The 12228-nt window shown below is 76.3% G+C and carries 12 protein-coding genes; 8 read left to right on the top strand and 4 right to left on the bottom strand.

Going from position 1 to position 12228, the window contains the following annotated elements:
• Positions 1-88: 88 nt before the first annotated feature.
• Genes MUK52_RS29690 through MUK52_RS29680 form a run of 3 tightly spaced genes read left to right on the top strand, consistent with a single transcriptional unit; the run spans position 89 to position 1092 of the window.
• Entirely contained in the window at positions 89-349 is a 261-nt protein-coding gene (locus MUK52_RS29690; RefSeq protein WP_114056088.1) for a hypothetical protein, read from the top strand.
• Positions 350-395: 46 nt separating this feature from the next.
• On the top strand, positions 396-800 hold the full coding sequence (locus MUK52_RS29685; protein ID WP_114056089.1) for an ATP-binding protein: 405 nt from the start codon (positions 396-398) through the stop codon (positions 798-800).
• A gap of 25 nt (positions 801-825) precedes the next feature.
• On the top strand, positions 826-1092 hold the full coding sequence (locus MUK52_RS29680) for a DUF4235 domain-containing protein (protein WP_114056090.1): 267 nt from the start codon (positions 826-828) through the stop codon (positions 1090-1092).
• A gap of 79 nt (positions 1093-1171) precedes the next feature.
• Here the strand turns inward: MUK52_RS29680 and MUK52_RS29675 are convergent, their stop codons facing one another.
• Positions 1172-1414, bottom strand: a complete 243-nt coding sequence (locus tag MUK52_RS29675) for a hypothetical protein (RefSeq protein WP_114056091.1) — start codon at positions 1412-1414, stop codon at positions 1172-1174.
• A gap of 25 nt (positions 1415-1439) precedes the next feature.
• A complete protein-coding gene (locus MUK52_RS29670; RefSeq protein WP_114056092.1) occupies positions 1440-2405 on the bottom strand; it encodes a TIGR03557 family F420-dependent LLM class oxidoreductase in 966 nt (321 codons plus the stop codon).
• 141 nt (positions 2406-2546) lie between these two features.
• Here MUK52_RS29670 and MUK52_RS29665 point away from each other — a divergent pair, with 141 nt between their 5' ends.
• A complete protein-coding gene (locus tag MUK52_RS29665; RefSeq protein ID WP_162793244.1) occupies positions 2547-4013 on the top strand; it encodes a chloride channel protein in 1467 nt (488 codons plus the stop codon).
• A complete protein-coding gene (locus MUK52_RS29660; protein WP_162793245.1) occupies positions 4010-5005 on the top strand; it encodes a hypothetical protein in 996 nt (331 codons plus the stop codon). Before MUK52_RS29665 ends, MUK52_RS29660 begins: the two co-directional genes overlap by 4 nt.
• 74 nt (positions 5006-5079) lie before the next feature.
• Here the strand turns inward: MUK52_RS29660 and MUK52_RS29655 are convergent, their stop codons facing one another.
• Positions 5080-5595, bottom strand: a complete 516-nt coding sequence (locus MUK52_RS29655; RefSeq protein WP_114056094.1) for a hypothetical protein — start codon at positions 5593-5595, stop codon at positions 5080-5082.
• A 317-nt stretch (positions 5596-5912) separates the two neighbouring features.
• Between MUK52_RS29655 and MUK52_RS29650 the strand changes: the two genes are divergently transcribed.
• Together MUK52_RS29650 and MUK52_RS29645 are read left to right on the top strand one after the other, a co-directional pair.
• A complete protein-coding gene (locus tag MUK52_RS29650; protein ID WP_284581486.1) occupies positions 5913-7517 on the top strand; it encodes a serine/threonine-protein kinase in 1605 nt (534 codons plus the stop codon).
• Complete coding sequence (locus MUK52_RS29645) at positions 7514-8095, top strand: hypothetical protein (protein WP_114056096.1); 582 nt, start codon at positions 7514-7516, stop codon at positions 8093-8095. The genes MUK52_RS29650 and MUK52_RS29645 overlap by 4 nt, the downstream gene beginning before the upstream one ends.
• Positions 8096-8327: 232 nt before the next feature.
• Here MUK52_RS29645 and MUK52_RS29640 read toward each other — a convergent pair whose 3' ends face one another.
• A complete protein-coding gene (locus MUK52_RS29640) occupies positions 8328-11417 on the bottom strand; it encodes an NACHT domain-containing protein (protein ID WP_284581799.1) in 3090 nt (1029 codons plus the stop codon).
• A 218-nt stretch (positions 11418-11635) separates the two neighbouring features.
• Here MUK52_RS29640 and thpR point away from each other — a divergent pair, with 218 nt between their 5' ends.
• Positions 11636-12220: an RNA 2',3'-cyclic phosphodiesterase gene (thpR, locus tag MUK52_RS29635; RefSeq protein WP_114056098.1), complete on the top strand. Its 585-nt coding sequence runs from the start codon at positions 11636-11638 to the stop codon at positions 12218-12220.
• Positions 12221-12228: the final 8 nt, after the last annotated feature.

Genomic DNA, 12228 nt, shown 5'->3' with positions numbered 1-12228 from the left:
GGTACGTGCGCGTGCGCCCGGCGGGCCGGCGGTGATGCCGGCGCGGGCGGGCTGCGGCGCGCCCAGCCCGACAGGAAGGCCCGAGACGATGACCCGAGACACCGGAGGACGCCGGCAGCCGGAGCGCAGTGCCGGCTCGGGGGCGGAGCGGCGCAAGCCGACGCCTCCCTCGCAGGCTCCGGGCGAGGCCGGCGACCGTGAGGCGCGCCGGCGCGCCGACGAGGCCGTACGCGGCGGGAGCGGCGCGGGCGGCCGGAGCAGCCGGAGCGGCAAGGACGGTGAGGGTGGCGGACGCGAGCGCCCCGCCGACGTCCCGGCCACTCCCCCGCCGGTGGAGCCGCCGGACTGAGCGGCGGCCCGTACCGGCCCGACGGCAGGTGTCCGGAGGGAAGGCGATGACCCTGCAACTGGAACAGTCCCTCGACCCCGGGCACGGCGCGGCTGCCGCGGCCAGTGCCCGGAGCGCCGCGGTGAGGTTTCTCAAGGACGCGGCGCGGGCGGGCCGCCCGGTCACTCCGGTGACCGCGGACATCGTGCTGCTGGTGGTCAGCGAGCTCGTGACCAACGCCGTGCGGCACACGCCGGGGCCGTGCACCCTGCACCTGTCCCGCTACGAGGCCGGCGTCGGCATCGACGTCAGCGACACCAGCCCCGACCCGCCCGTGCCCCGGCCGCCGCATGTGAACGGGGCGGGCGGCTGGGGCTGGATCCTGGTCAACCACCTCGCCGAGGAGCTGTCGGTACGGCCCACTCCGGAGGGCGGCAAGACGGTCCACGCGTACATCGCGGACCGGACCTGAGGAACGGAAGAGGAACGAGGACGACGTGAACAAGGCCAAGCTCGCCTACCGGCCCGTCGGCATGGCGCTGGGCGCCACGGGAGGGTTCCTCGCCGGGCTGGTGTTCAAGCAGGTGTGGAAGCTGCTGGGCCGCCAGGGAGACGCTCCCGACGCGATGGACGAGGACCGCGCGTGGAGGGAGATCCTGATCGCCGCGGCCCTGCAGGGTGCGGTGTTCGCCGCGGTCAAGGCCGCCGTGGACCGGGCCGGCGCCACGGGAGTGCGCCGTCTGACAGGCCGCTGGCCCGCCTGAGGGCGGACCGCAGCCGTACGGCGCCCCCGGCTCGGTAGCCGGGGGCGCCGGGCTGTGTCGCGCCGCAGGAGCGCTCGTGTCAGTCGTGGCCGGGGCCGGGGCCGCGTGCCGTCCTGCGCTGGGCCTGCGGGCTGGGGCTGAGCGCGTCGCCCGCCTCGCCGTCGCGGGCGTCCTCGTCCGCGGCGCCCCGTTCTCCGCGGTGCCGTTCGCGGCCTGTGCCAGGCTGTTGCGCTCGGTGGCTGCCGGGGCGCCTGCGCCGGTCCTGCGGGGTGTCGTCGTCGAGCGGGGCGCCGCCGGCGCCGCCCTGGTCCATGTCGTCCATCGTTCGCGGTTCCTTTCGCGGGTGCCTACAGTTCGCGGAGGGCGGGCAGCAGTTCGGCCTCGGCCCACTGGAGGAAGGGCTTCTGGTGGGCGCCGCCGATCTGGACGAGCGCGACCTCGGTGAAGCCCAGTTCGGCGTACGGGCGCACGGCCGCGACGAACTCCTCCACGTCTGCGCCGCAGGGGATCGACTTGCCGACGTCCTCGGGACTCACCGCGGCGGTGGCCTCGGCGAAGGCGGCGGGGCCGCGCAGTTCGGCGTTGACCTGCCAGCCGCCGACCGACCAGCGGAACTGCTCGTGGGCGCGGGCCAGGGCGGCGTCCCGGTCGGGGTCGTAGCAGACGGGCACCTGCCCGACGCGCGGCTTTCCGGCTCCGCCGCTGCGGTCGAAGTCCTCCAGCAGCCGGCGCTCGGGCGCGATCGCGATGAGCAGGTCGGCGTGGCGGCCGGCGACGGCGCAGGAGCGCGGGCCGGAGACCGCGATGCCGATCTCCGGGGGCCGGTCCGGCACGTCGAAGAGCCTCGCACTGTCGATGCGGAAGTGCCGGCCGTCGTGGTCGACGGTCTCGCCCGCGAGGAGGCGGCGTATGACGACGGCGGCCTCCTCCAGGCGTTCCAGCCGTTCCCGCGGGGCCGGCCATCCGCGGCCGGTGACGTGCTCGTTGAGGTTCTCGCCCGAGCCCAGGCCGAGCCGGAAGCGGCCCTGCGACAGCAACTGCACCGTGGCGGCCTTCTGGGCGACGACCGCCGGGTGGTAGCGGTAGGTCGGGCAGGTCACGTACGTCATGAGCGGTATCCGCTCGGTGGCCTGCGCGGCCGCACCCAGCACACTCCAGGCGTACGGCGAGTGGCCCTGCTCTTCGAGCCAGGGGAAGTAGTGGTCGGAGATGACGGAGAAGTCGAAGCCCGCGGCCTCGGCGGCCACGACGTCGTCGACGAGCGCACGCGGCCCGGCCTGCTCGGTCATCATCGTGTATCCGATGCGCACCATGCCCGGCGTCTGACCCGTCCCCCCCGGCCTCAAACCCGGCCGGGTCCCGAGCCGGGCCGCTCCGCCCGCGGCGGGGTGCCCGCTCGTCCGGTCGGAGCAGCCGGACGGGCGGGCCGGGCGCCGAGGATCTTGGATGGCGGCATGGCGCCCACCTCGGCCGCAGACCCTCAGCTGCGGCAGATCCTGGCCGGCCGCGGGTACCGGCGGCTGCTGCTCCTCGCCGCGCTGCTGGGCGTGCCGGTCGCGTTCGTGTCCTTCTTCTTCGTCAGCGCGCAGCTCGCACTGCAGGACCTGGTGTGGGAGGACTGGCCCAAGGACCTCGGCTTCGACCGGGCGCCGTGGTGGTGGCCGCTGCCGTGCCTGCTGCTGGCCGGGCTGATCCTGGCGCCGGTCGTCACCCGGATGCCCGGCAGCGGCGGGCACGTCCCCGCGCACGGCCTCGGCGGACCGCCCGTCGGGCCGAAGGCGCTGCCCGGCGTGGTGGTGGCGGCGCTGCTGACCCTGCCGCTGGGCGTGGTCCTCGGGCCGGAGGCGCCGCTGATGGCCCTCGGCTCGGGGCTCGCGCTGCTCGCCGCGCAGCTGTCCCGCAAGCCGCTGGACGCCATGAACGGGGCCGTCATCGCGACGGCCGGGCAGACGGCCGCGATCTCCACGATCCTCGGCGGGCCGCTCGTGGCGGCGGTCCTGGTCATCGAGGCCGCCGGGCTCGGCGGCACGGGGATGGTCGTCGTGCTGCTGCCGGCCCTGCTCGCGAGCGGTGCCGGGGCGCTGGTGTTCACCGGGTTCGGCGACTGGACGGGGCTGCCCACGGGCGATCTGGCGCTGCCGACCGCACCTCCCCGCTTCACCCCGGACGCCGCCGACTTCCTGTGGGGGATCCCCGCCGCCGCGCTCATCGCCGCGCTGATCGCCGCCGGCATGGCGCTCGGCCGGCGCACCGAGAAGTGGATCCGGCCGCGGACGGGGCTGCGTACGGTGCTCTGCGCCGCCGCGGTGGGCGTGTGCGTGGCGGCGTACGCGCTGGTGACGGGCCGCGACCCGGCGGAGGCCGCACTGTCCGGGCAGATCACCCTGGGAACGCTGGCCTCCGACCCGCATGCCTGGCCCGTCGCGGCGCTGTGTGCGCTGATCCTGTTCAAGGGGCTGGCCTGGGGGCTCAGCCTCGGCGGGCTGCGCGGTGGGCCGATCTTCCCGTCGATCCTGATCGGCGCGGCCGCGGGTGCGGTGTGCTCGGGGCTGCCGGGGCTGGGCACGACGCCCGGGCTGGCGCTGGGCATCGCGGCCGCCACCGCGGCGGTCACCGGGCTGCCGCTGACGAGCTCCGTGCTGACGGTGCTGCTGCTGGGGGAGGGCGCCTACCACCAGGCCCCGCTCGTGGTGTTCGCAGCGGTGGTGGCCAGCATCGTCACCCGGCTGCTGCGCCGCCCGCAGGCGCCGGCGGAGGGGGCACCGCCCGGAGCCCGTGCGGCGGCCGGCGCGGGCCCCGCCGGCGATACCGCCGCCGGTCCCGGCTCGGATTCCGGCCCCGGATCCGCGTCCGGGTCTGAGCCGGGGGGCGGGCCCCGACCGGAGTCAGGGCCCGGCGCGGGAAGGGACTCCGCGCCGTGAGCCGGCGCCGGGACCGTGCGGCGGCCGGGGCGCCGGCGCAGGAGCCGCGGAACCTGCTCCAGGCGGTGCTCGCCCAGCCGGGGCGGCTGCCCGAACTGCTGGCCGGGTTCGCGCTGCGGCACAACGGCCCGCGGGCCGCACGCAGCGTGGCACGGCTGCGCGCGGAGATGCCCGATGCGGACGCCTCCGCCCTGGGGACGGCGGTGATCGCCCGCGGGACCCGTGCGACGGTCGCCGAGGGGGCGTTCGTCGGCGGCCCGTTCCTGGTGTTCATCCCGGTCGCGTTCTGCGCCGCGCTGCTGCGCCAGGCGCGTACCGTCATGGAACTGGCGGCCGTGACCGGCCTGGATCCCACCTCTCCGGAGCGCGCCGCGGAGCTGCTGGTGCTCCAAGGGGTCTACCCGGACACGGAGTCGGCGGCGCGGGCGCTCGCCGCGGATCCCGGCGCAGGCGCGCAGCCCGCCGGGCCTCCGCCCCGGAGCCGGTGGACGGTCCTGGTCGGGGTGACCCTGCGCATGGCCCGCCTCCTCGGCCTGCTGACCACCGCCGAGGAGAGCCGGGGGAGCCGCCTGCGGGCCTGGCTCGTCCGGATCGGCCAGTGGGCGCTCCTCACGGCCGTCCTCGCGGTGGGGATGGTGGTGCCGCTGGTCTGGATGCCGTACATGGCGGTGTCGTACCGGAAGGCCACCCGGCGGCTGCTGGCGCGGGCCGCCGACTCCTACCTGCTGACGGTGCCGCCACCGGAGCGGCGGCGCACCGCGTCCGGCCTGGACCCGGGGGCGCTCGCCGGGGTGGTGCGGGTGCTGTCGTCGGTGCTGGTGCCGGTGGGCGTGGTGCTGCTGGTGATCCTCGCGGACCTGCGGACGGCGGGCAGCCGCTGGCCCGCGCTGGTCATCGGCCTGGCGGCGGCCTCCGCCGCCGTGGGGGCGTGGTGGCACCTGCGCCGGCGGCGCGGGGGCGGGCGGGAGGGGACGGCCGCGGCGGGGCGGTGACAGCGGCGCGGTCCCGGCCCGCGCGGCGTTGCGCGCGGGCCGGGACCGCGGGGCGCGGGTTGCCGGAGCGTCCGTCAGAACGTGTTCTTCGTGGCGCTGGAGACCACGCACTCCTTGTACTCGCTGCCGTTGCCCTTGCCGAGGTAGGTGGTGGTGGCCTCGGTCGTCTGCGACGCGCCGGCCTTGACCTTCAGACCGGTGACGCTGGCGACGGCGGGGCTCGCCGTCGAGTCGCCGCGCCACTTCACGATGAAGCCGTACGTGGCGTCCAGCGAGCCGCTGTTGGTGACGGTGACGCGGGCGACCAGCTTCTTGCCGGAGGCGTCCATCTTGCACTCGTTGATGCGGATGTCGCGCTCGGCCTTGTCGCCGCTCTTGGCGCCGCCCGAGACGCTCCCGGACGAGCTGCTGCTGTCGCTGCCGTCGCTGCCGCTGCTGCTGCTTCCGCCGGAGCTGCTGCCGCCCGAGCTGCTGGAGCTCGACGAGCTGCTGCCTCCGCCGCAGCTGCCGCCGTGGGAGCCGCGGGCGCCGGTGAGAGCGAAGACGACGATGCCGAATACGGCGACGGCGCGGGCATGGCGAAGCTTCACGTTCAACCCCCGTTGAAGTGTCGGTGCATGGGAAAAAAGGCCCGTCCTTGACGAGCACACGTCACCCTAGCAGCGGCCGGGGACAGTCCGCGCATGCAGCGGAATCCTCGCCTCCGCCCGTACCGGGCGCCGCGGCGCGGACACCCCGCCCCGCGGTCCCGGTGTCCGCGGCGGGCCCTATCATGACCCCGCCGCAGCCCGGGGAGTCCCCGGGCGCTCCCGGCGGGACGAGGACGCCCACACCACCGGTCCGGGAACCGGACGGCGCTCGTTCGTGTGTTGCAAGAGGGAAACTCCACAGCAGGGGGGACGGAAAGATGAAGGCGTGGGTGGTCCCCGGGTACACGGAGACCAGAGAACTCGGCGCGGGAGCCAGCGGCCGCGTGGTGCTCGCGGTGCACGACGCGACGGGCACGCCCGTCGCGGTGAAGTACCTCAGCGACCGGCTCCGCCGGGACCCGGCGTTCGTCCAGGGGTTCCGCGCGGAGGCGCGGCTGCTCGGCGGCCTGCACTCGCCGTACGTGGTGGGGCTGTACGAGTACGTGGAGGCGCCCGCCGGCGCCGCCATCGTGATGGAGCTGGTCGACGGCATCGCGCTGCGCGAGCTGCTGCGCGAGTCGGGGCAGACCGGGCCCGAGGCGGCGCTCGTCGTGCTGAAGGGCTCCCTCCTCGGCCTCGCCGCCGCGCACCGGGCCGGCGTCGTCCACCGCGACTACAAGCCGGAGAACGTGCTGGTCGCGGCCGACGGCTCCTCGAAGCTCGTCGACTTCGGCATCGCCGCCGACCGGGGCACCGAGGCCGGAGTCGCCGGGACGCCCGCGTACATGGCGCCGGAGCAGTGGCAGGGCCGGCCCGCCTCCCCCGCCGCCGACGTGTACGCGGCGACGGCCACCTTCTTCGAGTGCCTGACCGGCCGCAAGCCGTTCGCCGGGGAGAACTTCGCCGAACTCGCGCTCCAGCACATCGAGGCCCCGGTACCGGAGTCCGAAGCTCCGGAGCCGGTGCGCCCGCTGATCCGCCGCGGCCTGGCCAAGCGGCCCGAGGAGCGGCCGGAGGACGCGGAGGCGTTCGTCGCCGAGCTGGAGGACGTCGCCTGCGGGGCGTACGGCCCCGACTGGGAGGAGCGCGGGCAGCGCAAGCTGGCCGCCCTCGCCGCACTGCTGCCCCTGCTGTTCCCCTCCGCCGGCGGCACCGCCGCGTCCACGACGGCCACCGCGAGCACCTCGCTGTGGGCGCCGGGGCGGCGCGGCTGGCTGGGGGCCGGCGCGGCCCTCGTCCTCGGCCTGCTGCTGGCCGTCCAGCAGGCGGCCGCCACGGACAACACCGGCGGGGCGGCGGCGCTGAGCTCCTTCGCGACGACCAGTGCCGCCCCGCCCACCGGCGGCCCGGCCCCCTCCGGTTCGGCCTCCGGCTCGCCGTCCGCGTCCCCGTCGGACTCGGCCTCCCCCTCGGCCTCCGCCTCCGCCTCCGCCTCGCCGTCCGCGTCGCCGTCCGCCTCCGCCTCGGCGTCCGGACCGGCGCCCGGCCCCGGCTCGCCGACCCCCGGCACCCCGGGCACGCCGACGGGCGGGCCGACGACGGCTCCGCCGACCACCCCGCCGCCCTCCCCGGCCGTGAAGGTGCGCTCAATCTCCGTGACCTCCTTCGGGCAGACCGGCTTCACCACCGGCCAGGTGGCGCTCGCCGTCAGCGCCACCGGTCCGGCGACCGTCCGCCTGGAGTGGTTCAGCAGCGACGGCCGCGGCACCGCCGCCGTGTCCGAGGGCTCCATGACCTTCCCCGCCTCCACGGCGGGCACCCCGCGGACCCTCTCCTTCAAGGGCACCGGCTGCTACTGGAGCGTCCGCGCCACCACCACGCCCGCCGCCGCCTCCGGCGCCGCGGTCCAGCAGATCCTGACGAGACGGTGCGACATCAGATGAGCGACGACGACTACAGCGCCACCGCCCTCGGCAGCCACTGGATCAGCGGGACGCCGGCCGAGGGCCGCACCCTCGTCGCGCCCGACCGGGTCGACGGCTCCGTGCTGCGCTTCGGCCCCGGCGTCACCGCGGCCGCCCTCGCCCCCTTCCCCGTGCCGGTGCCCCCCGCCCCCGCCCGCCGGGGCGGCGGCCTGCGCCGGTACGCGCTCGCCGCGGGCATCCTGGCCGCCGTCCTCCTGTACCTGGGATGGCAGCGCCTCGGCCCCGGCATCGAGGTCCGCGACGTGGCCGTCTCGACCGATCCGGCCGGGCCGGCCTGCGGCGGGACCGCCGACGTCGTGGCAGACGTACGGACGAACGGCCGCGCCGGCACCCTCGCCTACCGGTGGGTCCGCAGCGACGGCACCCGCTCCGAGGAGCTCACCGAGCGGCTGGTGGAGGGACAGGAGGCGGCGAAGCTGCACCTGCTGTGGACCTTCCACGGCGCTGGCGACCACCCGGCCACCGCCCGCCTGGAACTCCGCTCCCCGGACCGCCGCACCGCGGAGGTCGCCTTCACCTACCGCTGCGCGCCGTAGGGGCCGGCGCGGGCTCGCGCGAGTCGGCCGGAGCCCGGGGGACCGCCCGTGCCGGAAGGACTTCAGGCGGCATTGCGGTGGGCGGCGGCCAGCCAGGCGCGCACCTCTGCGTCCACCTCGGCCGGGTCGTACAGCTCGATGTGGTGCATCCACACGTCGGGGGCCGCTCCTCGGGGCTGCCCGCATCGCCGCGGCCGCCGCCCGCCATGCGTCCACCCTAGGACGGGGCGGGTCAGTGGTCGAGCAGCATGCGCAGGAGGTGGGGGTGGTGGGTGCGGACGGCTTCCGCGAGGCGCTCGCGGAGGCGGCCTTCGCGGAGGCCGGCGCGGTCGAGGTGGAGGAGCGTGCTGCCGGGCAGGACGGCGCCGTCCCTGCGCAGGGCGTCGGCCAGCAGCCGGGTCACCGGCTCCCGGATCGGGGCGTCGTCGGGCAGCAGCACGAGCGCGCGGCCGACGCGCCGGTACAGGTCGGCCAGTTCGTCGACGGGCAGCCCGGTGCTGCCGCCTATCAGCAGGCGCAGCAGGTCGTGGGCGAGGGAGGTCGCGGGACCGCCCTCGCGGGATGAGGTGAACAGGGTGACGGCCGGGCCCAGCAGCTCCATGACGGGGTCGACGGCATGCCGCACCAGCAGGTCGGTCGTGCCGCCCGTGACGTCCATCTTGTGCCACACGTCGTCCCAGTAGGTGCGCGACCACAGGACCGTGTCGTGCTGCGGCCTGCGGTAGAGCCAGTGCATGTCCAGCGGCTCGGGCGCCCGCTGCGCCTCGTCCCGCAGACGGACCTCCAGGCTCCGGCCGCTGTCCGTCCAGCCGCGGTGGACGGAGACGGACAGCACGAAGTCCGTCCACTGCTGCTCGTTGAAGGACGAACGCCACAGCAGGACGCTGCGGTGCCACGCCGAGGCGGGGTCGGACGCGTCGGGGAACAGCCGGTCGGCGGTGGTGCGCCCGCACAGTAAGAGGAGCATCAGGACCAGGTTGGCGCCGTAGGTGCCGTGCCGGGAGGAGGTGCGGTTCGCGGCAGGCCGGTAGGCGGGGTGGGGGTCGTCCGTGCGGGTGCCGTGCTGGTGGAAGACCCGTACGAGCAGCCGCCCCAGCCGCTCGCGTTCACCCTGGGGGATGCGCCGGGCCATCGACCCGCCGAAGCGCAGGATCTGCCGGGAGGACAGCGGGGCGTGGGAGAGCAGGGCGTACGCCAGGTCGTCGTCGATGCGGCTGGCTCCCGCGGAGAGGGCCGGCCGGTCCGCGAGCAGGCTGGTGAGCACGTGCAGCGCGAGCCGTACGACGAGGTACTCGCCGAAGGTGGCGTGCAGGAACTCGTACGTGGACAGCATGCGCCCGTCGCGGAGGGACTGGGCGCGCTGGACGAAGAAGAACCGGCCGAGCGCCACCTCGGCCGCCCCGAGGGGGGCCCGGAAGCCGGCGGACTCGGCGGCCGGCCGGCCGAGGAGTGCTGTCAGGTCCGCGTCCAGCTCGGCGGCCGACACCCATTGGCGGCGCCGGTTGAGCTGGGCGAACGCGACGAGGGACAGCCGCTGGAGCTCTCGTTCTGCGAGGTCTGCCAGGCCCTCCTCGGGGAGGGAGCCCCCGGCGGTCTTGTCGACCTCGCGCCGGGCGAAGGAGGTGAGCAGCTCCTCGTACAGCTCGGCCTCGTCGAGCGGGTCGCCGCCGTCGGCGCCGGTGCCGGACGGCCTGTCGGCGCTGCGCGGCAGGGCGTTGTCCGCGGCGTCGTACAGGGCCAGCATGGTCAGCAGCAGGGGCTGTCCGGCGAGCGGGGCGTGGCGGGCGACGGCGTCCCAGGGCAGCGGCCGGAGGCCGCGGGCGGCGAGCCCGGCGGCGTTGGCGCCGTTCCAGAGGTCCAGCCAGCGGCGGATCTGGGCGGGGCGGAACGGCTCCAGGCGGAGGGCGACGAGCCCTTCCGGGTAGCGGGTGCGGTCGGCAACGGCGGTGCGGCTGGTGACCACGGCGCGCAGCGGGCGGCCCTGCTCGGCCTCGCGCTGCTGGAAGCGGGCGACCCGGACGAGGAAGTCGCTGTGGTGGACGCCGGTCGTCTGCAGGAGTTCGTCGAATCCGTCGAGGAGCAGGACGGGGACCGCCCCGCCGGCGGAGCGCACCAGGTCGGGCCAGGCGACCCGTTCGCCGGTGGCGGCGCGTACCGCCTGCTCCAGCTGTTCCTGCAGGTCGTCCTCGGCGCGTACGTCGCGCAGCGGGACCCGGACGGGCAGGAAGCCGGCGGAGGGGAGGCGGGCGGCGAGGACGCGGGTGAGGACGGACTTGCCGGCTCCGGGCTGGCCGAGGACGAGCAGCGGCGCGTGGGCCCCGCCCGGGTCGGTGAGGGCTCCGGCGAGGTAGCCCGTCAGGTCGCGGCGTACGGGGGCCTCCTCCCACCAGGCTTCGGTGGCGGGGCCTCCGGTGCCGTCGGCCGCGCGGACCCGGAAGTCGGGGTCGAGGTACATGTCCCGCAGGGCGGGGACGCGGATGCCGTCGGGCGCGCTGGAGGCGTCGAGGACGGGGCGGGCCAGCACGGCCTCGGCGGCGCGGGCGAGTGCGGCCGCCACGTCGGCCGGCGGGCGCATCCCGCGGGCCGCGCCGGAGAGCAGTTCCTCGATGCCGGCGAGGGCGAGGCGGATCCGGTCGCGGGTGGCCTGGTGCTCGACCTGGGCCGTCCAGAAGCCGAACTCGGGTGCCTCCTGGGCGAGTCGGGCGTAGAGCTCCTCGTACCGTGCGACGGCGCGGGGAGCGAGGTCGGCGCCGAGGGCGCGCACCGCGGCGGAGCGTTCGGACGGGGTGAGGGCGCTCCACAGGTGGAGGCCTTCGGCGAAGGAGAGGAAGCGGTCCGAGAGGGCGCCGTACCAGCGCAGCAGCTCGGCGGCGACGTCCTCGGAGGGGCGGTGGGGTGCGGGGCGGGGTGCGTCGGCGGCCGCGAGGGCGTGGGCGAAGGCCGCTCCGCGGGCGTTCCGCTCGGGTGCGCCGGCGAGGGCGAGCTGCTCGCCGCGGGTCAGTTCGAGGTCGTCGACGCCGAACGGCAGCTCGGATGCGTCGAGCGCCTCGAACCAGGCGACGACGACGATCACGGTGTGGGCGGCGTGCAGGAGTGCGGTGCGCTCGGCCCGGCCCTGTACGTGTCCCAGGCGGCGTCCGAGGCCGTGTACGGCGTCGCGGCCGAGGGCGACGAGGCTGCCGCGGGCGTCGGCGATCCGCAGCAGGCCGTCGCCGATGCCCCCGGTGGCGGCGCCGAGGGCGCCGCCGAGGGCGCGGTCGAGGGCGGCCAGCGCGGGCGGGTCGCCGCCGAGCAGCACCAGTGCGTCCGACAACGACAGCATCCTGCGCCCGCCCACTACCGCCCCACCCTCACCCTCGCCCCGTCCGGCTGCGCCGCGTCCTCCGGCGCCGCCCTGGTGGTCATCCGGCGCGGAGGTTCCGGGCACACTCTCGCACGGGCGGGCCGGGGGCGTCCGCGGTTTCGGTGCAGTACGCACGCGGCGGGGCGGGGCCCGGGCCGCCCTCGGGTGCCGGACGGCAGGTGGTGTACGAATGGTCTGTGAAGGAAGAGAGCCCCTCCCCGACCGTGCGCGTGTTCATCGCCCTGGCCCCGCCCGACGACGCGAAGCAGGAGCTGGAGCGGGAGCTGGCGCCCGGGTACGCGGCGTACCCGCGCATGCGGTGGAACCGGATCGAGGACTGGCACATCACCCTGGCGTTCCTGGGCGAGCTGCCGGCGGCGGTCGTTCCGCGGCTGCACGCACCGCTGGCCGGGCTGGCAGCGGCGCGCGAGCCTCTGCGGCTGGCGCTGCACGGCGGCGGGCACTTCGACGAGCGGGTGCTGTGGAGCGGGATCGGCGGGGACGCGGAGGGGCTGCACCTGCTGGCCGCCGATGTCCGGGCCGTGGTCAAGGAGTGCGGGATAGCCTTCGCTGACCGGCCGCTGCGGCCGCACCTGACGCTGGCCCGCGCCCGCCGCGGCGACCTGGCCGGCGTGGTGGGCGCCGCGGCGGGCCTGGCCGGGTTCGCCGGCCGGACGTGGCCGGCCGCGCGGCTGCACCTGGTGGGCAGCAACTTCGGGCGCGGCCCGGGCCCGATCCGCTACCGGGACATCGCGTCGTGGGGGTTCGGCGGCGGATCGTGACGGCTGCG

The organism is Streptomyces sp. 2P-4 (genome assembly GCF_030167965.1).
Classification (GTDB): domain Bacteria; phylum Actinomycetota; class Actinomycetes; order Streptomycetales; family Streptomycetaceae; genus Streptomyces; species Streptomyces globosus_A.
This window is presented reverse-complemented; position numbering and strand designations above follow the sequence as displayed.

What these genes read in the sequence shown, in the direction of transcription:
- MUK52_RS29645 (WP_114056096.1), top strand. Translation starts at nt 7,514, where the DNA reads ATGAGCGACGACGACTACAGCGCCACCGCCCTCGGCAGCCACTGGATC.
- MUK52_RS29640 (WP_284581799.1), bottom strand. Translation starts at nt 11,417, where the DNA reads ATGCTGTCGTTGTCGGACGCACTGGTGCTGCTCGGCGGCGACCCGCCC.
- MUK52_RS29670 (WP_114056092.1), bottom strand. Translation starts at nt 2,405, where the DNA reads ATGGTGCGCATCGGATACACGATGATGACCGAGCAGGCCGGGCCGCGT.
- MUK52_RS29690 (WP_114056088.1), top strand. Translation starts at nt 89, where the DNA reads ATGACCCGAGACACCGGAGGACGCCGGCAGCCGGAGCGCAGTGCCGGC.
- MUK52_RS29675 (WP_114056091.1), bottom strand. Translation starts at nt 1,414, where the DNA reads ATGGACGACATGGACCAGGGCGGCGCCGGCGGCGCCCCGCTCGACGAC.
- MUK52_RS29685 (WP_114056089.1), top strand. Translation starts at nt 396, where the DNA reads ATGACCCTGCAACTGGAACAGTCCCTCGACCCCGGGCACGGCGCGGCT.
- MUK52_RS29665 (WP_162793244.1), top strand. Translation starts at nt 2,547, where the DNA reads ATGGCGCCCACCTCGGCCGCAGACCCTCAGCTGCGGCAGATCCTGGCC.
- MUK52_RS29650 (WP_284581486.1), top strand. Translation starts at nt 5,913, where the DNA reads ATGAAGGCGTGGGTGGTCCCCGGGTACACGGAGACCAGAGAACTCGGC.